The sequence below is a fragment of the Acidipropionibacterium timonense genome, assembly GCF_900605005.1.
Lineage (GTDB): Bacteria > Actinomycetota > Actinomycetes > Propionibacteriales > Propionibacteriaceae > Cutibacterium > Cutibacterium timonense.
Genome location: NZ_LR027558.1, coordinates 1,137,346 through 1,158,825, shown reverse-complemented (window position 1 = coordinate 1,158,825; position 21,480 = coordinate 1,137,346). Strand labels below are relative to the sequence as shown.

Annotated in this window: 20 protein-coding genes; 14 read left to right on the top strand and 6 right to left on the bottom strand. The window is 63.7% G+C overall.

The features are described from left to right. Position 1: 1 nt before the first annotated feature. Entirely contained in the window at positions 2 to 973 is a 972-nt protein-coding gene (locus E0E30_RS05525; RefSeq protein ID WP_245306515.1) for an ROK family protein, read from the bottom strand. Between the two features lie 407 nt (positions 974 to 1,380). Between E0E30_RS05525 and alsB the strand changes: the two genes are divergently transcribed. From alsB to rpiB, 6 genes are all read left to right on the top strand, one after another. Further along, on the top strand, positions 1,381 to 2,379 hold the full coding sequence (gene alsB, locus E0E30_RS05520) for a D-allose transporter substrate-binding protein (protein ID WP_130865439.1): 999 nt from the start codon (positions 1,381 to 1,383) through the stop codon (positions 2,377 to 2,379). A 33-nt stretch (positions 2,380 to 2,412) separates the two neighbouring features. Next, positions 2,413 to 3,927 (top strand): sugar ABC transporter ATP-binding protein, encoded by a 1,515-nt coding sequence (locus E0E30_RS05515; RefSeq protein ID WP_130865438.1) that lies wholly within the window; start codon positions 2,413 to 2,415, stop codon positions 3,925 to 3,927. 90 nt (positions 3,928 to 4,017) lie between these two features. Continuing rightward, complete coding sequence (locus tag E0E30_RS05510; RefSeq protein WP_130865437.1) at positions 4,018 to 4,950, top strand: ABC transporter permease subunit; 933 nt, start codon at positions 4,018 to 4,020, stop codon at positions 4,948 to 4,950. A gap of 27 nt (positions 4,951 to 4,977) precedes the next feature. After that, a complete protein-coding gene (alsE, locus tag E0E30_RS05505) occupies positions 4,978 to 5,664 on the top strand; it encodes a D-allulose 6-phosphate 3-epimerase (protein ID WP_130865436.1) in 687 nt (228 codons plus the stop codon). A gap of 4 nt (positions 5,665 to 5,668) precedes the next feature. Further along, positions 5,669 to 6,619 carry an allose kinase gene (gene alsK, locus E0E30_RS05500; protein ID WP_167853896.1) on the top strand — a complete coding sequence of 317 codons (951 nt, stop codon included), beginning with the start codon at positions 5,669 to 5,671 and terminating at the stop codon, positions 6,617 to 6,619. Further along, entirely contained in the window at positions 6,616 to 7,065 is a 450-nt protein-coding gene (rpiB, locus tag E0E30_RS05495) for a ribose 5-phosphate isomerase B (protein ID WP_130865434.1), read from the top strand. The genes alsK and rpiB overlap by 4 nt, the downstream gene beginning before the upstream one ends. A 272-nt stretch (positions 7,066 to 7,337) precedes the next feature. Here the strand turns inward: rpiB and E0E30_RS05490 are convergent, their stop codons facing one another. Next, positions 7,338 to 8,594 carry an acetyl-CoA hydrolase/transferase family protein gene (locus tag E0E30_RS05490; protein ID WP_411914020.1) on the bottom strand — a complete coding sequence of 419 codons (1,257 nt, stop codon included), beginning with the start codon at positions 8,592 to 8,594 and terminating at the stop codon, positions 7,338 to 7,340. A 139-nt stretch (positions 8,595 to 8,733) separates the two neighbouring features. On the opposite strand from E0E30_RS05490, the gene E0E30_RS05485 reads away from it, so the two are divergent. After that, positions 8,734 to 9,339 (top strand): DUF421 domain-containing protein, encoded by a 606-nt coding sequence (locus E0E30_RS05485; protein ID WP_130865432.1) that lies wholly within the window; start codon positions 8,734 to 8,736, stop codon positions 9,337 to 9,339. Positions 9,340 to 9,357: 18 nt separating this feature from the next. Here E0E30_RS05485 and E0E30_RS05480 read toward each other — a convergent pair whose 3' ends face one another. Beyond that, entirely contained in the window at positions 9,358 to 10,821 is a 1,464-nt protein-coding gene (locus tag E0E30_RS05480; RefSeq protein WP_130865431.1) for an alanine/glycine:cation symporter family protein, read from the bottom strand. Positions 10,822 to 11,052: 231 nt separating this feature from the next. On the opposite strand from E0E30_RS05480, the gene metX reads away from it, so the two are divergent. The 5 genes from metX to E0E30_RS05455 all read left to right on the top strand — a co-directional run bounded on the left by metX (position 11,053) and on the right by E0E30_RS05455 (position 15,985). Continuing rightward, complete coding sequence (metX, locus tag E0E30_RS05475; protein WP_342588111.1) at positions 11,053 to 12,279, top strand: homoserine O-acetyltransferase MetX; 1,227 nt, start codon at positions 11,053 to 11,055, stop codon at positions 12,277 to 12,279. After that, positions 12,276 to 12,950 (top strand): methionine biosynthesis protein MetW, encoded by a 675-nt coding sequence (metW, locus tag E0E30_RS05470; protein ID WP_130865429.1) that lies wholly within the window; start codon positions 12,276 to 12,278, stop codon positions 12,948 to 12,950. Before metX ends, metW begins: the two co-directional genes overlap by 4 nt. Positions 12,951 to 13,045: 95 nt before the next feature. Then, positions 13,046 to 13,546, top strand: a complete 501-nt coding sequence (locus tag E0E30_RS05465) for an Lrp/AsnC family transcriptional regulator (protein ID WP_245306514.1) — start codon at positions 13,046 to 13,048, stop codon at positions 13,544 to 13,546. Then, positions 13,543 to 15,138: an apolipoprotein N-acyltransferase gene (lnt, locus tag E0E30_RS05460; protein WP_130865428.1), complete on the top strand. Its 1,596-nt coding sequence runs from the start codon at positions 13,543 to 13,545 to the stop codon at positions 15,136 to 15,138. Before E0E30_RS05465 ends, lnt begins: the two co-directional genes overlap by 4 nt. 37 nt (positions 15,139 to 15,175) lie before the next feature. Beyond that, positions 15,176 to 15,985, top strand: coding sequence for a polyprenol monophosphomannose synthase (locus E0E30_RS05455; RefSeq protein ID WP_130865427.1), 810 nt, complete (start codon positions 15,176 to 15,178; stop codon positions 15,983 to 15,985). A 118-nt stretch (positions 15,986 to 16,103) separates the two neighbouring features. Here E0E30_RS05455 and E0E30_RS05450 read toward each other — a convergent pair whose 3' ends face one another. After that, a complete protein-coding gene (locus E0E30_RS05450) occupies positions 16,104 to 16,436 on the bottom strand; it encodes an RNA polymerase-binding protein RbpA (protein WP_130865426.1) in 333 nt (110 codons plus the stop codon). 99 nt (positions 16,437 to 16,535) lie between these two features. Further along, entirely contained in the window at positions 16,536 to 17,330 is a 795-nt protein-coding gene (locus E0E30_RS05445; RefSeq protein WP_130865425.1) for a glycerophosphodiester phosphodiesterase, read from the bottom strand. 148 nt (positions 17,331 to 17,478) lie between these two features. Between E0E30_RS05445 and pdxY the strand changes: the two genes are divergently transcribed. Further along, positions 17,479 to 18,333 (top strand): pyridoxal kinase, encoded by an 855-nt coding sequence (gene pdxY / locus E0E30_RS05440; RefSeq protein WP_130865424.1) that lies wholly within the window; start codon positions 17,479 to 17,481, stop codon positions 18,331 to 18,333. A 10-nt stretch (positions 18,334 to 18,343) separates the two neighbouring features. Here the strand turns inward: pdxY and E0E30_RS05435 are convergent, their stop codons facing one another. Then, on the bottom strand, positions 18,344 to 19,894 hold the full coding sequence (locus E0E30_RS05435; RefSeq protein ID WP_411913991.1) for a helix-turn-helix domain-containing protein: 1,551 nt from the start codon (positions 19,892 to 19,894) through the stop codon (positions 18,344 to 18,346). Between the two features lie 118 nt (positions 19,895 to 20,012). On the opposite strand from E0E30_RS05435, the gene lpdA reads away from it, so the two are divergent. Next, positions 20,013 to 21,416 carry a dihydrolipoyl dehydrogenase gene (lpdA, locus tag E0E30_RS05430; protein WP_130865422.1) on the top strand — a complete coding sequence of 468 codons (1,404 nt, stop codon included), beginning with the start codon at positions 20,013 to 20,015 and terminating at the stop codon, positions 21,414 to 21,416. The last annotated feature ends 64 nt before the right edge of the window (positions 21,417 to 21,480 follow it).

Below are 21,480 nucleotides of genomic sequence, written 5' to 3'. Positions count from 1 at the left end.
CTCAACCATTCCAAGGGTTCTGAAGTGCCCGGCGTGCCAGTATCGATAGGCCATCATCAAGTGCTAGCGCTATTCCACCAGCAACACCGACATTTGAACCAAGTGGACTATATCCAATGATCACCTCACGGGAAGCCAGCGGGCGGGCCTTCTTATAGACCTCAGAACGAATTCTCGCCAGATAGTCATCCGTCACTTCAGAAAGAGCGCACGTTATCATAACTCGACGCGGATTGAGAACATTGCACAGTACGGCTACCGCGTCACCAAGCGTGTCGGCAGCATCTGCCACAACTTCCATCGTGGCTCGATCCTGATTCCTGACGTTTTCCAGCAATTCAGGCAACGTCATACCCCTGCGAACACTATCGCTAGATGCTTCCCGACTGAGCTTCACCAACATGGCATGAATGGAAGCGTTAGCTTCGACGCAACCCACCGCCCCACACGTGCACACAAGATCCGGCGAAGCCCCTCGTGCCGGCATGTGTCCGATCTCCCCAGCAGCTCCCCGATAGCCGTGATATATGTGTCCATATTTGTCGATGAGACCGGCGCCAATTCCTGTCCCAACCTTGATTGCCAAGATTGGAAGCCATTCAACTGGACCCCAGCACGCTTCACCTACACAACGAAGATTCACGTCATTTTCCACAAGCACATCTGCGCCCCATGCATCTTCGAGCACACCTGCCACGGGAAAAGCATCCCACCCAGGCATGATAGTAGGGCGCACAGGAAGTGACGTGTCCGTGTCGATACGAGCCGGAAGTCCAATAACAACCTTGACCAGAGGCAGGGGCGTCTTCAGTCCACTAATCATTGAATTCATTGCATCAATGTATGCCTGAAGCGTACGCTCAGGGCCAGCACAAACACCTTGAGTGACTTCCATACTCGCAAGCAACCTCTGGTCGGCACTCACCAAGGCGAGGTGGGCACCCGTGGCACCGCCATCTATGATCCCGACCATTCCCGCATCAGGAGATATAGCCAGACGCACCCCTGGACGGCCGCGGCCGCTGTGACGAGCCCGGCCCGCGTCGACGAGGACACGGTCACGTCGGAGCGCTTCCACGTACGCGCTCACGGTGCTGCGCGACATGCCCGTCAGATGAGCTAACGCTGAGGCCGTAGGCCCGCGACCACAGGCAACATGCTTGATCAACTCGTCGGGCGACCCACCATGCATCGTTGGAAGACCGAGCATCGATGGAAGTCTTGGTACAGGAAGCAGCTGACTCAGCGCAGACTTTGCATCCATTTATGTCGCATCCTTCAAAAATCTCGTCGTTGAAGGACAAGCTAGCGCGGGTCTACCGTCATCGCAATGCCGCCGATGGCAGCAGTCTCGTACACCACCTACGATGGAGTAGAAGCATGAACAACCAGGTTTCCCGCAGAACGATCCTCGTCGCCGCCGGCGCCTCCCTGACCTTGGCCGGCGTCAGCGCATGCTCCAAGGCCGGCACCACCACTGGAGCCACCACTGGAGGTGGCAACGTTAAGGTCGCGATCGTCCAGAAGGTTCTGACGTCCGAGTTTTGGCAAAACGTCAAGTCTGGGGCCCAGGCCGAAGCAAAAACCGAAGGCATCTCGCTTGATGTGTTCGCTGCGAACTCAGAAGACGACGTGGAGGGTCAGGTCAATCTGGTCCAAAACGCCCTTTCCAAGGGCTACGCGGCAATCGGCGTTGCACCCATCTCAAATGTGAACCTAAACAATGTACTGGCCGAAGCAACAAAAAAGGGCATCTATGTCATCAACGTTGATGAGCCAGTAGATTTGTCGAACCTCAAGGCCCGAGGTGGTGCGATCCAGGGATTGGTTACGACTGATAATGTCAAGGTCGGTGGCATGGCGGGTAGCTTGATCGCCAAGCATCTTGGCAACAGTGGGAATGTCGCCATTATCGAGGGCCAAGCTGGGGTGCAGTCGGGCGTCGACCGCAAGAATGGCGCAAAATCAGCAATGGAAAAGGCCGGATTGACGATTGTCGACAGCCAGCCGGCCGACTGGGACCGAACCAAGGCCTATAATGTCGCACAGAACTTCATCAACAAATATCCAAGTCTTAAGGCCATCTATTGCTGCAACGACACGATGGCAATGGGTGCCCAAGAGGCAGCGGTTAAGTCGGGACGTCAGATCGTTGTCGTAGGAACCGACGGAAATTCAGATGCGATCAAGTCAGTTCTTGCAGGAGGGTTGTTGGCGACTGTCAAGCAAGACTCGGCTAAGGTCGGAGCCGAGTCCGTCAAGCTGATGGCAAAGCTAGTCAAGGACAAGCCGAAGATCGACGTGAATGCGCAGCCCAGCACGATGCACGTGGATCCAATCCTCATCACCAAGGAGAACGCAGCCAAGTTTGTAAAGTGATTATGTCGACACGTATGGAAGGTGGGGACACACATGACTGCCGCAGTGAAGATGACACATATCACGAAGGAGTTTGCTGGGGTCCCAGCTCTCCGTGACGTTACACTCACCGTCGAGAAGGGCGAGGTTCTCGCCCTTCTCGGAGAAAATGGCGCGGGCAAGTCTACCCTTATGAAGATCCTCTCTGGAGCATACGAACCCACGTCTGGAACCATTGAAGTCAATGGCCGCGTGTTCAGTAGATTAACTCCACATGAGTCGAATCGCGCTGGCATTAGTATCATCTATCAAGAATTGAGCGTCATCAACGAACTATCAATCTGGGAAAACATCTTCGTTGGACGCCTTCTCACAAAGACTGTTTGTGGTGTAGAAATCCTGGATCTCGCTGCGATGCGAGCGCGCACGGTGGAACTACTGCAGAGTATTGGTCTCTATTTGGATCCCAACACAATTGTCGGAAACCTGTCAATATCGACGAAGCAGATGGTCGAGATCCTCCGCGCAGTTGCGTTCGATTCAAGAGTCATTGTTATGGATGAGCCATCAACCTCCCTGTCCGTCGAAGAGGTCCGTGAGCTATTTCGAATCGTTCGCCACCTGAAGGGCGAGGGTCGTAGCCTTATTTTCATCAGCCATAAACTGGAAGAATTGCTTGATATTGCTGATCGCGTCACTGTCCTTAAAGATGGCGCCGTTGTAGGCACTCGGCTCATTTCCGAGGTCACTGTGGATTCCCTCGTGTCCATGATGGTTGGCCGCGAACTCCAAGGTGACTTTCATGCAGGCTCACCTGAGCGGTTAGATTCTGCATCCGAACTATTGTCCGTGCGCGGGCTGACCCGTCGCGATGAGCGAGTCAAGGACGCTTCTTTCGTCTTGCGCCAAGGCGAGATCCTTGGGTTTTCAGGGCTCGTCGGATCAGGACGTACTGAATTGATGGAAGCCATTTTTGGGGCAGAACCTATCAAGGCAGGAACAATCTGGGTTGGTGGAGTCCCGGTCCGAATCAAGTCTCCGCATGCAGCAATCAAATCAGGTCTCGCGATGGTAACCGAGAATCGTCGAGAGTCAGGCATATTTCACAATTTCTCAATCCGGCGAAACATCTCAGTTGCCATGGAGCAGAAGTCAAGCAAATTCGGTGGACTTCTCGGACTCTTTCACTCGCGCAGGGAACAGGAGATTTCACGTCGCGGCCAGGAGGCACTTCAAATCAAGTGCCGCGACCTAAACCAGCGTATCATTGAACTCTCGGGTGGTAATCAACAAAAGGTTTTAATCGCTCGCTGGCAAAGCACGGATGCAAAGATCTACATATTTGACGAGCCTACCAAAGGGATCGATGTCGGGACGAAGAGTGAGATCTACCGGATCATGCGGGACTTCGCCGACAGAGGAATTGGTGTCATAATGGTGTCTAGTGAACTTCCAGAGATCCTCTCTGTGTGCGATCGCGTTTTAGTGATGGCCGGAGGACGCATCGTGGATGAGTTTTCTGCTGCCAACGCATCGGAGGAATCTCTCGTGCGTGCGGCTTCAAGATAGGACTTGATCATGGCAAATTGCGAGACAACTACTTCGGTGTCCAACATTCGACCTACAGTTCGACTCACACGACGGGAGAGATTCTCCCGAATGTGGTCAAACTACGGCGTTTTTATGATCCTCATACTGGTATTTGCGGTATTTGCGATCATCGAGCCAGCATTTTTGATGGGCGGCAATCCAATTCGGATAATCGATCAAAGCACAATTTACATTTTGCTGGGCTTTGGCGAGTTTTTCGCTATCCTTCTAGCGGGTATTGATCTGAGCATAGGCTCCACAATGGCTCTGACTGGGGTCGTTACAGCACAACTGATGTCCAACGGCATGCCGTGGCTAGTCGCCTCGATTGTAGGCATACTAATTGGCGTTCTAATTGGGATATTTAACGCGATTATTATCAACCTAACTCACCTGCATCCATTTATTGTTACACTCGGAACACAATCGATTCTGCGTGGAATGACTTACGTAATGTCTAATGCGACCGCCATTTCGATATCTTCTGCAGGGTTCTCCAATGTGGTGGCCGGAAGTATCGCTGGATATGTTCCGGCAACGATAGTGCTCTGTTTGCTTGTACTTGTGGTGCTGATGCTTTTTACCGGTTATACGACTCCCGGTCGAAATCTCTACGCGATGGGCGGTAATCCGCAGTCCGCATGGTATGCTGGTATAAATTCGCCGCGACATACTATCTTGGCGTTTGCGATTTCCGGAGCGTGCGCAGGATTGGCCGGCTTGGTTAATGTCGCGCGGCTCGGTGCTGCCGAGCCCAATGCGGGCACCGGATACGAGACCTTCGCGATTGCAGCCGTAATCATCGCAGGAACGTCCTTCTTTGGTGGCGAGGGAGTCATTTGGAAGGTTCTGTTTGGAGCACTGATTATCGGGACGATCAACAATGGCCTCAACATGGTTGGGGTCTCAAGCTTTTATCAACAGATCGCAATGGGCACGCTAATCATTGTGGCTGTCACCGTCGACCATTTCTTCGGACCGCGAGCGGCACGTCGATCCTAAGCATATCTTACGCTGAAAGGCCCTATCATGCATCCGGTTAAGTTCTCACCTTCGTTAATGTGCCTTGACATCATGAATGCTGGAGATCAGATTCGCTCTCTTAGTCAGTATTGCGACTATATGCACGTAGATATCATGGATGGTCATTTCGCCCCTAACTTGACGCTTGGCCCTGATTTTGTTAAGGCAGCGCGCAGCTGTACTAGTGTACCACTCGAGATCCACATGATGTGTGAGCAGCCTTCGATGTGGATTCGTCCCGTTATCGAAGCGGGTGCAAATATTGTGTCTTTGCATGCCGAAACTATCTCAAGAGACGCATTTCGTCAGCTGAATCTGTTGAACTCTCTTGGCGTTAAGGCTGGAGTGGTGCTTAATCCCGCGACACCACTTAGTGATGTGCGTGCATATATTGAGCGACTGGATCTCGTGACGATCATGACAGTGGACGTCGGCTTTGCAGGGCAACCATTCATTGAGGAGATGCTTCCCAAGATCGAAGCTGCCGCTGAGTTGAAAGCGAACGAGGGGCTGCGCTTCGAGCTTCAGATTGATGGATCATGCAACAAGAGAACATTCAAGAAGCTACGCGATGCGGGTGCGGAGATCTTTATCCTAGGAAATTCTGGACTTTTCAGTAAGGATGCTGACATTGACACGGCCTGGAAGCTGATGTCACTTGACTACGAGGCGCAGACCGGTGAATCACTTTGATGCAATGCCGACTGACGTAAATCTAGCACTTGATCTGGGGGGCACAAATCTCAGGCTTGGACTTGTGTCAAGAGATTTGAGTCTCCTTGAGAGTTGTCGGGTATCAAGTAGAACTCCCAGTGATTCTGAACCAATTGAATGGCTATCTTTTCATATTCATAAGTTTCTTAAACAGTATAATGATACTGGTCGTTATGCTGTACGTTCTATGAGCCTCGGAGTTCCGTCAACTGTTGACTACCATCGCGAAAAGATTCTGTCTACGACAAACCTTCCCGCGTGGAGCAACATTCCTGCGAAACGACTTCTTGAGGATCGTTTTCAAATTCCTCTTGCTCTCGATCGAGACACGAACTATCTTATTCTGAACGACATGTGGCAGCTGGAGATCTTCGATTCTTCTGCCGTAGTTGGGATTTATGTAGGCACAGGTCTCGGTAATGCTGTGGTTCTAGATGGTACTATTTGGCGTGGCGCGCATGGCGTGAGCGCAGAGCTTGGTCATCTTCCGTGGCCAGGTGTTCACGGCAAGTGCGGCTGCGGTAATAGCTCGTGCGTGGAAATTGTCGCCTCTGGTCTGGCTCTGGAACGGATTGGTCAGGAATTCTACCCCTCCGAACCCTTGCCTGAGATTTTCGTTCGGCACGGAGCGGAGCCGCCAGTATCGTCCTTCATTGACGTCTTGGGAAAGGCTATCGCTTGTGAGATCAATATTGTCGATCCGAACATCGTAATTCTTGGAGGTGGCGTCTTGAGTATGACTGGATTTCCATACCACACTTTAGAAATGTCTATCCTCAGCTCTACGCGTAAACCACTCCCAAGCGATGGGATTTCGTTCTTCTATTCTTCTAATTCGCAGTTTAACGGCCTTATCGGCGGGACAATCGCAAGTCCGTTTTTCGAGACAAGTTGCGATGTTTCTCATCGATCCCATGAAAGGAGCTTGGGATGAAAATAGTTTTTGGAAGTGATCACGTCGGTGTCGCCTTGAAGTGTGCGATCATGAGCCATGTCAAGGAGTGCGGGCACGAGGTTTATGATGTGGGCGCATACAGTACCGAGCGGACTGACTATCCCATCTATGGGTCGAAGGCCGCGACGCTAGTTTCTGATGGGTCTTTTCAGCGTGGAATCGTCATTTGTGGAACTGGCGTAGGCATCTCGATCGCGGCAAATAAGGTGTTCGGCATTCGTTGCGCATGTGTGAGCGAGCCATATAGCGCGAAACTTTCACGTCAGCACAATGACTCAAATATGCTCGCGTTGGGTTCACGTGTGGTCGGAACCGACCTCGCGATGATGATAGTAGACGAGTGGCTGTCCGCTGAGTACGAGGGTGGACGACATGCTAGTCGGATTGCCCAAATTGGCACCATTGAGCGCGCCAAGCATCTCTAGTTCACTACGTCCAACCAGAGTGAAAGCCACTAGCATCTACCTGGCAGCCCCTCATTGATTCGCTATCTCAGGTACTATCATAGGGGGATTTTGATGGGATTGGTACGCCAATGACATTAGTTTACGAATCGGCTTGCTAGTGCCGCTCTCTCAAATCGTCGGTGTTATTGCGCTGATGCAGCGGATGTTCCTGGTGTGCCGCTCTAATGCCTTCAGGCAGACGTGAGGTATCAGGTTTAGGAGAAGCTGCTCATTTGCTTGACATCGTCGTGTCAAGTCTGGCAATACGGTCGAGCTTCTTGGTCCGGCCGCGAAAGCCCGAGCCGCACCGCCTCGGCCCGCAGGTGCTCCCGCGCCCGGGGGTGGGCGGCGTGCTCGATGAGCGCCGCAGCCTGCTGCCGGTCGGTGTACCCGAGCAGTTCGGCGGTGCCCTGCTCGGTGACGACGGCGTTCGGCTGGACGCTCGAGGTGGGCGAGTCCAACTGCCCGACGATCGTCGAGACGTGAGCCTTGGCATGCCAGCTGCGCAGGGCGATGACGGCCTGCCCACCCGGTGAGTGCATGGCGCCGACGAGGAAATCGGTCGAGCCTCCGAACCCCGAGTAGATCCGCTTGCCGACCCGGGTGGCGTTGACCTGCCCGAAGAGATCGACCTGCAGGGCCGTGTTGATGCTCGTCATCGCCGGCTGCGAGGCGATCCGCGAGGGCAGGTTCGTCGTCTCGCAGCGCAGCAGGATGAGCCGGTCGGTGCGTCCGGCCCAGTCGTACAGCTCCTCGGACCCGATGAGGAAGGTCCCGACGATGGGACGGTCCGGGTCCAGCGCACCGGCACGGTCGAGATCCATGACGCCGTCGGTCATGAGTTCGGTCCACACCCCGAGCCGACGGTGGCCGGCGAGGCAGCCGAGGACGGCGTCCGGCACGGCACCGATCCCCGCCTGGAGGGTGGCACCGTCGACGACCCGCTCGGCGACGCTCCGACCGATGACGGCCGAGTCGTCGTCGACGACCGCCCGGGGCACGGCGCGCAGCGGGGCGTCGATCTGCACCGCCAGGTCGACGTCGTCGACGTCGATGACACCGTCTCCCCGGATGAACGGCATGTGCTCATTGACGACGGCCACGACGAGGGCCCCGCACTCCTTGGCGGCCTCGAGGGCGCCCGGCATGATCTGCACCTCGATGCCCATCGACACCTTCCCTCCGCGTGGCACCGAGGTGTGGAGGAGGACGAGGTCGGGTCTGCGGGTCGTGCGGAAGAGCCCAGGAGCGATGGACAGCCGGCACGGCAGGTGGTCGACGGTGGCGGCCCGACGATGCCCGGGCCCCAGGAAGATCGCCTCGTGCCGCACCTGGGGGCGGGTCGGCACGCCGACCGGGGCGTTGACGCAGAAGAGGGTCCACTCGGGCAGGTGCTCGTCGATGAGCTGGAGGGCCTCGAGCGGGGCGGCGAAGGAGCCGGGGCAGATGACGCGCGGTCGGGCAGGCAGGGACTCGACGACGTGGCCGAACTCCTCGGTGGTGATGATCCGCATGACTGCACGCTACTGGACGCGCACCCCCGACGACGCCCGCGCAGGGACGGATTGACAAGGTCGGGAGCACAATGGTCGCGCTCCGGCACGACTGTCGGCCGGGCTTTCCGCTGACCGCAAGGAAGAGTCCCTCATGTCCGACATCCTCACCCACCTCTGGTCCGACCTCTTCTCCTTCGGCTGGGCCGACGCCCTCGACAAGACGATCCGCACCATCGCCGTCTATCTCGGCATCGCCGTGGTCATCCGGGTCGCCGGCAAGAGGCTCATGGCGCAGCTCAACAGCCTCGACCTCGTCGTCGTCCTGCTGCTGAGCAATGTCGTCCAGAACGCCATCATCGGCAACGACAACAGCCTCACCGGGGGCCTGCTCGGAGCTCTCGTCCTCGTCGGCGTCAATGCCGTGCTCGACCACATGTCGCGTCGTTCGCTGCCGACCCGCAAGGTCCTCGAGGGCACGGCGTCGACGATCGTCCGGGACGGCGAGCCGGTCGTCCCGGAGCTGCGGCGGCTCGGGGTCTCCCCCGAGGACCTCGACTCGGAGCTGCGGCGTCAGGGGATCGACTCCATCACCGACGTCCGCTCGGCGCAGATGATGCCCGGCGGAGCCCTGCGGGTCGACGTCGACCCGCGCGCCAAGAGCCTCACCGTCGGCCAGTTCGAGGACGCCCTGGCTGCGCTCGAGAGCAGGTTGGACGCCATCTCGGCCCGAGTCCACGAGGGGACCCGGGCCGAGTGACGTGGCAACCGGTGACGCTCACCGCTTGACGACGGTCGTCTCCTTGATCGCCTCCCAGTGCGAGTCGATCGCCCCGTCCCGACCGTCCATGAAGGAGTCGACCTCGTGCTTGGCCGCCTCGAGCCTGGGGTCGTTGTCGAGGTAGTGCTTCGTCTCGCGGGCGATGAGACCGCTGAGGACGAGCAGGCCGATGAGGTTCGGTGCCGCCATGAGGCCGTTGGCGATGTCGGAGAAGGTCCACACGACGTCGAGGCTCGTCGTCGCTCCGACGTAGACGAGCAGCGAGAAGACGACGCGGTAGGGCATGACCCAGCGGCGACCGAGGAGCTTCTCGACATTGCGCTCGCCGTAGTAGCACCAGCCGAGGATGGTGGAGTAGGCGAAGAGCACCAGGGCGATGGTGACGATCCACCCGCCGAGATGGGTGTGCAGTCCCTGGTCGAAGGCCATCGAGGTGAGGACGTTGGCCTTGCCACCGGACTGCCACACCCCCGAGACGACGAGGACGAGGCCGGTCATCGACACGACGATGATGGTGTCGATGAAGGTCTGGGTCATCGACACCAGACCCTGACGGGTCGGATGGGTGGTCTGGGCGGCGGCAGCGGCGATGGCCGCCGAGCCCATGCCTGACTCGTTGGAGAAGATGCCACGGGCCACACCCATCTGGACCGCGAGGATGAGCGCCGATCCGGCGAAGCCCCCGGCCGCCGCGGTGCCGGTGAAGGCGTCGTGGAAGATCATCGCGAAGGCGCCGGGGATCGAGCGCCACTCCAGTGCCAGGACGACGAGGGCGCCGACGACGTAGAAGACGATCATCACCGGGACCAGGGCCGAGGTCACCCGGCCGATGGCGCGGATGCCGCCGACGAGGACGACGAGGGTGACGATCGCCATGATGACGCCGGTGATCCACGGCGCGACGTGGAAGGTGTTCTCGACGTTGGCCGCGATGGAATTGGCCTGGGTGCCGTTGCCGATACCGAAGGAGGCGATGACGGCGAAGACCGAGAAGAGGGTCGCCAGGACGACGCCGACCGGACCCCTGACTCCGTCCTTGAGGTAGTACTGCGGCCCGCCGGAGATCTCGCCCTTGGAGTCGCGGTGGCGGAACCTCACGGCCAGGAACGCCTCGGAGTACTTCGACGCCATGCCGAGCAGACCGGTGACCCACATCCAGAAGAGGGCCCCGGGGCCGCCGGTGGAGATGGCGGTGGCGACACCGACGATGTTGCCGGTGCCGACGGTCGCGGCCAGGGCGGTCGTCAGCGCCTGGTACTGGCTGATGTCGCCGTGGTCGTCGGCTCCCTCGTCCTTGCGACGGAAGAAGGCGAGCCTCAGGGCGGCGCCGAGCTTGGTGAGCTGGATCCCACGCAGCCGCCAGGTGAGCACGATGCCCGTGCCCAGCAGCAGGGGGATGAGGAAGAACGGGCCCCACACCACAGTGTCGATGTCACCGAGGACCTTTTCCAGGCCGTCCACGTCAGGACTCCTCTCCGCGGGCCGAGCGGCCCGCCGCCGTCGGGGCCGGAGCGCCCCGGATCAGATGTGGTGAGAAATCTCTCATATCGGGGTCACGGGGGGAAGGGCCGCCGTGTTGCAATGTGGTAACGATCGGCCGGATCGGCCACGGGCGAACGGGACGACGGCGTCCTGCGCCACATTGCAGTCACCGGACGTCCGGGCTGTCGAGGCAGTGTCACAATGTCCCCGATGCACGCACGACGACCGGCCACCAGGACCGCCCCCATCGGCCCGGGGGTGGGCCTCGTCGCGACCGAACTGGCCACCGTCGCCACCGCTGACGACCCCCTGGTCCTCGTCGCCGGCGGCCGGCTCGACGACGTCACCGTCGCCTACGAGACCTATGGAACGCTGTCGCCGGCCCGCGACAACGCCATCTACATCTGTCACGCCCTCACCGGGGACGCGCATGCCGCCGGGGTCCACGAGGGGGACGCCAAACCGGGCTGGTGGGACAACCTCATCGGACCGGGGCGGGCCATCGACACCGACCGCTTCTTCGTCGTCTGCTCCAACCTCCTCGGCGGCTGTTCGGGCACGACCGGCCCGTCGTCGATCGATCCGGCCACCGGCCAGCGGTGGGGGCTGCGCTTCCCGCAGATCGACATCCACGACTTCGTCGAGGTGCACCTGCGACTCGCCCGGCACCTGGGCATCGACCGGTTCCACGCCGTCGTCGGCGGGTCGATGGGCGGCATGCAGGCCCTCGACTGGTCGCTCACCCATCCCGAGACCCTGGGCAACGCCGTCATCATCGCCTCGAGTTCCCGTCTCACCGCACAGAACATCGCCTTCTCCGCGGTGGGACGCCAGGCCATCACCCGTGACCCGGCCTTCGCCGAGGGCTGCTACACCGCCGACTCGCGCCCGGACGTCGGCCTGGCCATCGCGCGGATGCTGGCCCACATCACCTATCTGTCGGAGGACGCCTTCGACGAGAAGTTCGGTCGGGCCCACCAGTTCACCCAGGCCCGACGCGGGTTCGGCGTCGACTTCGCCGTCGAGAGCTACCTCGACCACCAGGGCGAGGCCTTCCTCGAGCGGTTCGACCCGTTGAGCTACATCTACCTCACCCGGGTCATGGACTACTTCGACCCCTTCGCCCTGGCCGGGGCCACCGACCGACTCGTCGCCGATCCGGTGAACTTCCTCGTCATGTGCTTCGACACCGACTGGAGGTTCGGCCCCGAACACTCCCGGCGGATCGTCCGTCACCTCGAGGGGGCGGGACTGCCGGTGAGCTTCGCCCCGATCTCCTCACCCTGGGGTCACGACTCCTTCCTCATGAAGCTCGACCCCTACCACGACATGATCTCGGCGTTCCTCGAGGCGCCCTCCCGGCGCGGCCCGAGCCGGGCATCGGCGCGCGCACCGCACCACGACGGCCACCTGTGCACCCGGGAGCGCGACCGATGAGCCCCTCGACCTCACGACGCCGTCCGACGACCGGGGCGGGGCGCGACCGGACCACGCTCACGCTGCGGCCCGACCAGCGCATCATCGCCGACCTCGTCCCCTCCGGCTCACGGGTCCTCGACCTGGGATGCGGCGACGGTTCCCTGCTGCGCCACCTCATGGACCACCGGGCATGCCTGGGTACCGGGGTCGACATGGACTGGGCCGGGCTCGTCGCGGCCTCGGCGCGCGGCGTCCCCGTCGTCGCCGTCGACCTCGACGACGACCTGGGACAGTTCCACGACGACTCCTACGACGTCGTCATCCTCTCGCGGACCCTCCAGGCGGTCCGTCGTCCCGGACCGGTGCTGCGTGACATGGCCCGGATCGGGAGGCGTCTCATCATCTCGGTGCCGAACTTCGGGTACTGGCGCAACCGGCTCACCCTGTTGTCCGGTCACATGCCCCGGTCCCGTGACCTGCCCTTCGACTGGCACGACACCCCGAACACGAAGTACTCGACGGTCAAGGACCTCGAGGCCTGGCTCGAGTCGATGCACCTCGACATCACGCGGCGGATCTGCCTGGGTGGGGACGGGCGCCCCAGCCGGGCCGCCGACCGGCTGCCCAATCTCCTGGCCGGATCGACGATCCACGTCCTCACCTCGAACTGGACCGAACCGAGCGACTGAGATCCACCTCCCAGATGGGTATGACCGGACCCGCATCCCACCTGCACCAGCCGGCGAGCCATACTCACCTTGCACGACACAGGAGGAGACCGCCGATGCACGAACGATCCGAGGGTGGCACCATGTCCGGCATGGAGAGCACCGACCGGCAGATTCTCGCCCTGCTCGAGGCCGACGGCAGGATGTCGTGGACCGACCTGGGCCGCGAGACCGGCCTGTCGACGTCGGCCGCCCAGCAGCGCGTCAAAAGGCTCGAGGCCAAGGGGGTCATCAAGGGCTACCGCGCCGTCCTCGACCTGGAGGCCATCGGGGCCGGAATCACGGCCTTCATCTTCATCGTCCCGGTCGACCCCGACCAGGACGACCTCATCCCCGCCGAGCTGAGTCGCATTCCGGAGGTCCGTGGCTGCCACTCCATCGCCGGCAGTGCGTCCTACCTCGTGCGCGTGCAGACCCGGACCCCCACCGAGCTCGACGTCCTGCTCACCCGAATCCGCAAGTCGTGCCACTGCAGCACCGAGACGATCGTCGTCCTCGACACCCTCTTCGACGACCTCGACATGCTCGGGGACCGTCGTCCCTCGAACATCCGATGAGCGAGGGAACCGGCTCGGCGCGACGTCGCGGCGCACGGGCGCTCCTCCCGGCCCTAACCGCCGTGCTCGCCGGGGTGGCGACCGGCCTGGGCCAGGCACCGGTGGGCTGGTGGCCCCTCGTCCTGCCCGGGGTCGCGGCCCTCACCGTCCTCGTGGCCGGACGCCGTGCCCGTACCGCCGCCGGGCTGGCGTACCTCTTCGGACTGGGCATGTTCGGCACCTGCGTCTCCTGGGTCTCGGTGCTCGGCTGGCCGGTGGCCGTCATCCTCGTCGTCGTCATGGCCGGGTTCTGCGCCCTCACCGGCTGGGCGGTGCGCACGGTGATCCTCCTACCCGGCGGGGCCGTGTGGGCGGCCTGCGTGTGGTCGGCGACCGAGGTTCTCACCGCCCGGTGGCCGGTCGGCGGGTTCGGTTGGGTGCGTCTGGCCTGGGCGAGCGTCGGTACTCCGGTGGCCGGAGCGATGCGCTGGGTCGGGGCGGTCGGCACGAGCCTGCTGCTGGCCCTGGCCGGCCAGTTCCTCGCGGTTCTCGTCCGCCCGTCGGTGCTGGGGACCTCGTCGGCGCGGCGTCGACGACTCGTGGCCGGCTGCTGCGTCGTCGCCGAGCTGGGGCTCATGAGTGCCGTCGGGCTGTGGACGACCTCCCGTCCGGACCCGACCGCCGACCCCGCCCATCCGGCGATCCGGGTGGGCATCATCCAGGGCGGGGTCGACGGCACGGCCGGGTCGCACGCCATGGGCTACGCCCGCTCGGTCACCGACAACCACCTGTCCGAGACCATCGCCGAGGTCGCCGACCAGCGAGCCCACGGACGCCCGGCCACCGACATGCTCCTGTGGCCGGAGAACTCGACCGACATCGACCCCACCGTCGACGCCCCGACCCGCGAGATCATCATGCTCGCGAGCCGGATCGCCGACCAGCCGATCCTCGTCGGAGCGGTCACCGACGGTCCCGGCCCCGACGAACGCCAGACGACGGGGATGTGGTGGCCGGTCGGCGCCGACGGTCCGACCGGCCTGTACCACAAGCGCAATCTCGTGCCCTTCGGTGAGTGGATTCCCTGGCGGAGCACCCTGCTGCCGTTGCTGCCCATCCTCCAGCAGGTAGGCCGGCAGTCCATTCCGGGCACGACACCGGGTGTCATCGACGCCACCGTCGCCGGGCACCGGGTGGTCCTGGGTGACGTCGTCTGCTTCGAGCTCGCCTACGACCCGACCGTCCACGACACCGTCCGCAACGGGGCGACCCTGCTCACGGTCCAGTCGAACAACGCGACGTACACCGCGACCGGGCAGCCGTACCAGCAGTGGCAGATCACGCGGGCCAGGGCCATCGAGACCGGGCGGCCCATCGTCGTCTCGACGACGTCCTCCCTCTCGGGGCTCATCGAACCCTCGGGTCGAGTCGTCACGCGCACCGCCGAGGCCACCCACGCCCATCGTGTCGTCACCGTCCCGCTGACCTCTGGCGTCTCGCTCGGCGTCCAGCTCACCCCGGCGATCACCTGGGGGTCGACGGCGCTGGCCGGGCTCGCCCTGCTCGCGGGTCTGCTCAGGGGCGCCGCCCGGCGTCGCGGGAGTGCGAGGTAGGCTGACCGTCGATCCTTCAGCCACAGATCGGAGCGCCATGGACGACGCGATCGACGAGACCGGCCTGGGCACGGTCCTCGTCATCATTCCCACGTACAACGAGGCCGAGAACATCGAGCCCATCGTCACGCGGTTGCGTGCCGCCAACCCACAGGTGCACGTGCTCATCGCCGACGACAACTCCCCGGACGGCACCGGCGAGATCGCCGACCACCTGGCCGAACTCGACGACCACGTCCACGTCCTCCACCGCAGGGGGAAGGAGGGTCTGGGAGCCGCCTACCTGGCCGGGTTCTCCTGGGGTCTGGCGAAGGGATACGGGGTGCTCGTCGAGATGGATGCCGACGGCTCCCACCAGCCCGAACAGCTGCCGGCCCTGCTGCAGGCCCTCACCCACGCCGACATGGTCAAGGGGTCGCGGTACGTGCCCGGAGGGTCGGTCGTCAACTGGCCGAAGTCCCGCGAGTTCATCTCCCGTGGCGGTGGAGCCTGGACCCGGCTCATGCTCGGTATCCCCGTCAAGGACCCCACCGGCGGGTTCAACGCCTTCCGGGCCTCGACCCTGCGCCGGATCGGGCTGGAGGACGTCGACTCGGCGGGGTACTGCTTCCAGCTCGACATGACCTGGCGGGTGCTGCGCAGTGGGGGAGTGGTCGCCGAGGTTCCGATCGAGTTCGTCGAGCGCGAACGGGGCAACTCCAAGATGAGCAGGGACATCGTCGTCGAGGCGATGCTGCAGACGACCCGCTGGGGGATCGCCCACCGGTCAGCGCAGCTGCGCCATCTCGCCGGATCGCTGGCCGGCAGGGCCAAGGAGGCCGCGAACCGCCTGCCCCGCAAGTCATGACCCGCCCGTGAGGGCCTGACGAGCCCTCCACCCGACACGTGACGCGGCCCGCTCCTGCCGGGGAGCGGGCCGCGTCACGTCCTCGGCGCCGTGCGCCAGCTCGAGGGGCGGAGCGTCCTCAGTCGCCCTTGCGGATCTCGTCGAGTCGTTCGGCGAGCAGCTCCTCGAGTTCGGGGATGCTGCGACGCTCGGTGAGCATGTCCCAGTGGGTGCGCTGGGGCTTCTCCTTCTTGCGCTCCGGGTCGGTGCCGTCGCTGCGGGTGGCCTCGGCTCCGCACCGCGGGCACTCCCACAGGCTCGGCAGGTCCGCCTCCAGGGCGAAGGTGATGTCGAAGTGGTGGCCGTTGGGGCAGTCGAAGCCGACCTCCTGGCGCTCGGCCATCTCGACGCCTTCCTCGTCCTCGAAGCTCTTGGAGCCCAGGCCCATGCCGCGCAGTGCTCGATCCGCCATGACTTCCTCCTTCCGCTCTGGACGCCGGAGAGGCGACCTCTCGCGTCCATCATGGCAGGCCCGACCAATCCGGGGGGAGGATTGCCGGCACTCGCGAGGTCACCCGCCCACGGACATCCCGCGCTCGGCCATGACCTCGAGGAGGAGGTCCGGCCGGTCGGTGACGATCCCGTCGACGCCGAGCTCGATGAGCTCGTGCATCTGCGCCGGGTCGTCGATGGTCCACACGTGGACGACGCGGCCCGCGGCGTGCGCCGCCTCAATGAAGGGCCTGGTCACGAGGTCGATGTCGCGGCCGCCGACCCGCGCCCGGTGGGGGATCTGGAAGGCGGCCCCCAGGGGCGCGAGGACCCGCGCGCCGACCCGGGTGAGCGTCGACCACCCGACCCCGACGGGCCCGACGGCCGTCGCCACCGGACGGCCCACCGATCGGCGGAACCGGGCCAGCCGCCGGGAGCTGAACGACCCGACACACACCCTGTCCCACGCACGGTGCCTGGCCAGGGCCTCGACGAGGGGCGCGACGGCGCCGGGCGCCTTGATGTCGATGTTGACGAAGACCTCGGGGAAGGCGTCGAGCACCTCGTCGAGGGTCGGCACCCGCTCGCCGCCGACGCTGGCCCGGCGGATCTGGGCCAGCGTGAGATCGGCGACGAGCCCCCGGCCGTCGCTCACCCGCTCGAGCCGGTCGTCGTGGAAGGCGACGAGGTGGCCGTCGCGGGTGGCGTGGACGTCGGTCTCGATGTGGTCGTAGCCCAGGGCGACGGCGTTCCCGAAGGCCGCCAGGGTGTTCTCGCGGCCCTCATTGCCCGGCAGGTGCGACCCGCCGCGGTGGGCGAGGGGAATGAAACCACCCCGGAAGTAGGGGAACTCGTCGGCACGCACGCCCACCATTGTCGCGCGTGCCGAGGGGACCTCGCGACAGCTGCGGCGCAGCCCGGTGGAGTCGTGAGCCCGTGTCGTCGTGAGCCTGTGTCGTCGTGAGTCCTGGCCCGCCGTGCCGGCGCACCAGCGCGGTGAGCCCGTGGCAGGATCAGGGGCCATGACCACCGTCGTGTCCCTGCAGAGCCAGGTCTGTGCCGGCCACGTCGGCAACGGCGTCGCCGTCTTCGCCCTGCAACGGCTCGGGTTCGAGGTCGTCGCCCTGCCGTCGGCCGTGCTGAGCAACCACAACGGACACCCGAAGGTGGGGTCGGTGCCGGTCGACGGGTCGTCGCTGCGGTCCATGGTCGAGGCCCTGTCAGCCAACGGTTTCCTCGACGAGGTCGACGCCGTGCTCACCGGCTACCTCACCCCGGCCGCCGTCCCGGTGGCCGTCGACCTCGTCGACCGGGTCAAGGCCCTGCATCCGGCAGCGACCTTCCTGTGCGACCCGGTCCTCGGTGACGTCGGACCGGGGCAGTACGTCCCGGACGCCGTCGCCGGTGCCCTGGCCGAGCGGCTCGTCCCTCGGGCTGACGTCCTCACCCCCAATCTCTTCGAGCTCGGGGTGCTCACCGGGACTCGCCCGCGTTCCCTCCCGCAGGTCGTCGAGTCGGCTCGCCGCCTGATGGCCCCGTCCGGTCGGACGGGGGTCGTCGTCACCTCGGTGCAGACCCCGGATCTGGCCGCCGACCGGGCCCATCTCGTCGGCGTCGGGGCGGGCCGGGCCTGGCACTCGTGGACGCCGCTGGTCCCCGGGCAGTTCAGCGGTGCCGGTGACCTCTTCGCCGCCGTGCTCACGGCGCGGCTCCTGGCCGGCGACGAGCTGCCCGACGCGACGGCGCTGGCCGCCGGCGCCACCCACCTCGTCCTCGACTCCACCGCTCGTGACGGGGCCCGCGAGCTGGCCGTGGTGAGGCACCAGGACCACCTCGTCGACCCGGCCCCGGCGAGGACGCAGTGGCTCGACCGGTGAGCGCAGCCCCTCAGCCGTTGAAGACGGTGATCGAGGCGCCCAGCTTGTTGAGCCGCGTCGGCAGGTCCTCGTAGCCGCGGTTGATCATGTAGACGTCGCGCAGGGTCGTCTCACCGCTGGCGCCCAGGGCCGCCAGCAGCAGGCACACGGCCGGCCGCAGGGCGGGCGGGCAGATGAGCTCGCGACCGCGCCAGCGCGTCGGGCCCCGGACGATGAGCCGGTGCGGGTCGAGCAGCTGGACGTTGGCGCCGAGCTTGCCGAGATCGACGAGGTGGATCGCCCGGTTCTCGTACACCCAGTCGTGGATGAGGGTCTGCCCCTCGGCCTCGGCGGCGATGACCGCGAAGAACGGGAGGTTGTCGATGTTGAGGCCGGGGAAGGGCATGGGGTGGATCTTGTCGGCCACGGCCACGAGATGACTCGGCTCGACGGTGATGTCGACGAGGCGGGTGAACCCGTTGTTGGACGGGTACTCCTTCGACATCGAGAACCTGAGTCCCATCTCGGCGAGGATGGCCAGCTCGATCTCGAGGAACTCGACGGGGCAGCGCCGGATCGTCATCTCCGAGTGGGTGGCGATGGCCGCCGTCATGAGGCTCATGGCCTCGATGGGGTCCTCGGAGGGGGAGTACTCGACGTCGGTGTTGATGTCGCTCACCCCACGGATGCGCAGGGTCGTCGTGCCGATGCCGTCGATCTGCACCCCGAGCTTGGTGAGGAAGACGCACAGGTCCTGGACCATGTAGTTCGGGCTGGCGTTGCGCACGACGGTGAGGCCCGGGGTCTGGGCGGCCGCCAGCAGGGCGTTCTCGGTGACGGTGTCGCCCCGCTCGGTGAGGACGATGTGGCGCTCCTCGTCGACCCGCTCGGTGACGTGGCAGTTGTAGAACCCCTCGGTGGCGACGACGTCGAGCCCGAAGGCGCGCAGCACCTGCAGGTGCGGCTCGACGGTGCGGGCACCGAGGTTGCAGCCGCCGGCGTAGGGCAGCTTGAAGTCGTTGTAGAAGTGCTGCAGCGGTCCGAGGAACATGATGACGCTGCGGGTGCGGCGCGCCGCGGTGACGTCCATGGCGTCGAGGTCGAGCTCGTCGGGCCGGGTGAGGGTGAGATCCTGACCGTCCTGCGACCACTCGGCGGTGACGCCGATCGACCGCAGCACCTCGAGGATCCGGTTGACCTCCTCGATGTGGGCCAGGCCACGCAGCACCGTGTGTCCGCGGTTGATGAGGCTGGCACACAGCAGGGCGACGGCGGCGTTCTTCGAGGAGCGCACCTCGATCGAGCCCGACAGCGGGCGTCCTCCCTCGATGACGTAGTTCATCGGACCTGACCCGCCGGTGGTGATGAGCGGGGACTCCAGGGCGTCGGCGATCCGGTTGATGTACTCGAGGGAGAGGTTCTGGTTGCCGACCTCGATCCGGTGCACCGCGCTCTGCGAGGTGTTGAGCAGCTCCGCCAGCTGGTTCTGGGTGAGGCCGCGCTGTTTGCGGGCGTCCCGGATGAGGCGGCCGACGGAGGCAGGGCTGACGCTGACGTTGTCCACGACGGATGGTCCTTCCATGAAACGTGACGCCAAGGATATATCACATGAGAGATCGGAAGGGCCGGTTCCGGCGGTCGTGTCGCGGGGCGTCAGACGGCGTCGCACCAGTGGCGCAGTTCACATTAGAGTGGGGGTCATGAGCTCTCACTTTGACGTCGTCGTCCTCGGAGCGGGCCCCGGTGGCTACGTTGCCGCCATCCGCGCCGCACAGCTTGGCAAGAAGACCGCCATCATCGAGAAGGAGTACTGGGGCGGGGTGTGCCTCAACGTCGGCTGCATCCCGACGAAGTCGCTTCTGCGCAACGCTGAACTGGCGCACATCGTCACCAGGGAGGCCGGCACCTTCGGCATCTCCGGCGACATCACGGTCGACTTCGGCAAGGCCTTCAGCCGCTCCCGCGAGGTGTCCGAGCGGATGGTCAAGGGCGTCCACTACCTCATGAAGAAGAACAGGATCACCGAGTTCAACGGCTGGGGCGAGTTCACCGGGCCCAAGGCCCTCGTCGTCAAGGACGAGCAGGGCGGGGTCGTCGACGAGGTCACCTTCGACAACTGCATCATCGCCGCCGGGTCGACCGTCAAGACCCTCCCGGGCACGACCCTCTCCGACCGCGTCGTCACCTACAAGGAGCAGATCCTCTCCGACGAGGTTCCCGGCTCGATCATCATCGCCGGCTCGGGCGCCATCGGCACCGAGTTCGCCTACGTCCTGGCCAACTACGGAGCCCAGGTCACCATCGTCGAGTACCTCGACCGGATGGTCCCCAACGAGGACCCGGAGGTCTCCAAGGAGCTGACGAAGGCCTACAAGAAGCTCGGCGTCAAGGTCATGGCCGGCACCAAGGTCGACTCCATCGACGACTCCGGCGACAAGGTCAAGGTCACCGTCTCGCCCGCCAAGGGCGGCGACGCCAAGGTCCTCGAGGCCGACCGCGTCCTCCAGGCCGTCGGCTTCGCGCCGCGGGTCGAGGGCTACGGGCTGGAGAGGACCGGCGTCAAGCTCACCGAGCGCGGCGCCATCGAGATCGACGACTACATGCGCACCAACGTCCCGGGCATCTACGCCATCGGCGACTGCACGGCCAAGCTCATGCTGGCCCACACGGCCGAGGCCCAGGGTGTCGTGGCCGCCGAGACCATCGCCGGGGCCGAGACGATGCCCATCAACTACGCCATGATCCCGCGGGTCACCTACTGCCAGCCGCAGGTCGCCACCTTCGGCTACTCGGAGGCCCAGGCCAAGGAGCAGGGCTACGACGTCAAGGTGTCGCACTTCCCGTTCTCGGCCAACGGCAAGGCCTGGGGCATGGGCGACGGGTCCGGTTTCGTCAAGGTCGTCGCCGACGCCCGCCACAACGAGCTGCTGGGAGCGACGATCATCGGTCACGACGTGTCCGAGCTCATCCCGGCGCTCACGGTGGCCCAGATGTGGGACATCACCACCGACGAGGTGGCTCGCAACATCTTCCCGCACCCGTCCCTGTCCGAGGCGCTCAAGGACGCCGTCGAGGGCATCGGCGGCGAGATGATCAACATCTGAGGCCCCTCCTCACCTCGAGCACGGTCGGCGTCGTCCCTCGGGGCGGCGCCGGCCGCGTGTCCGG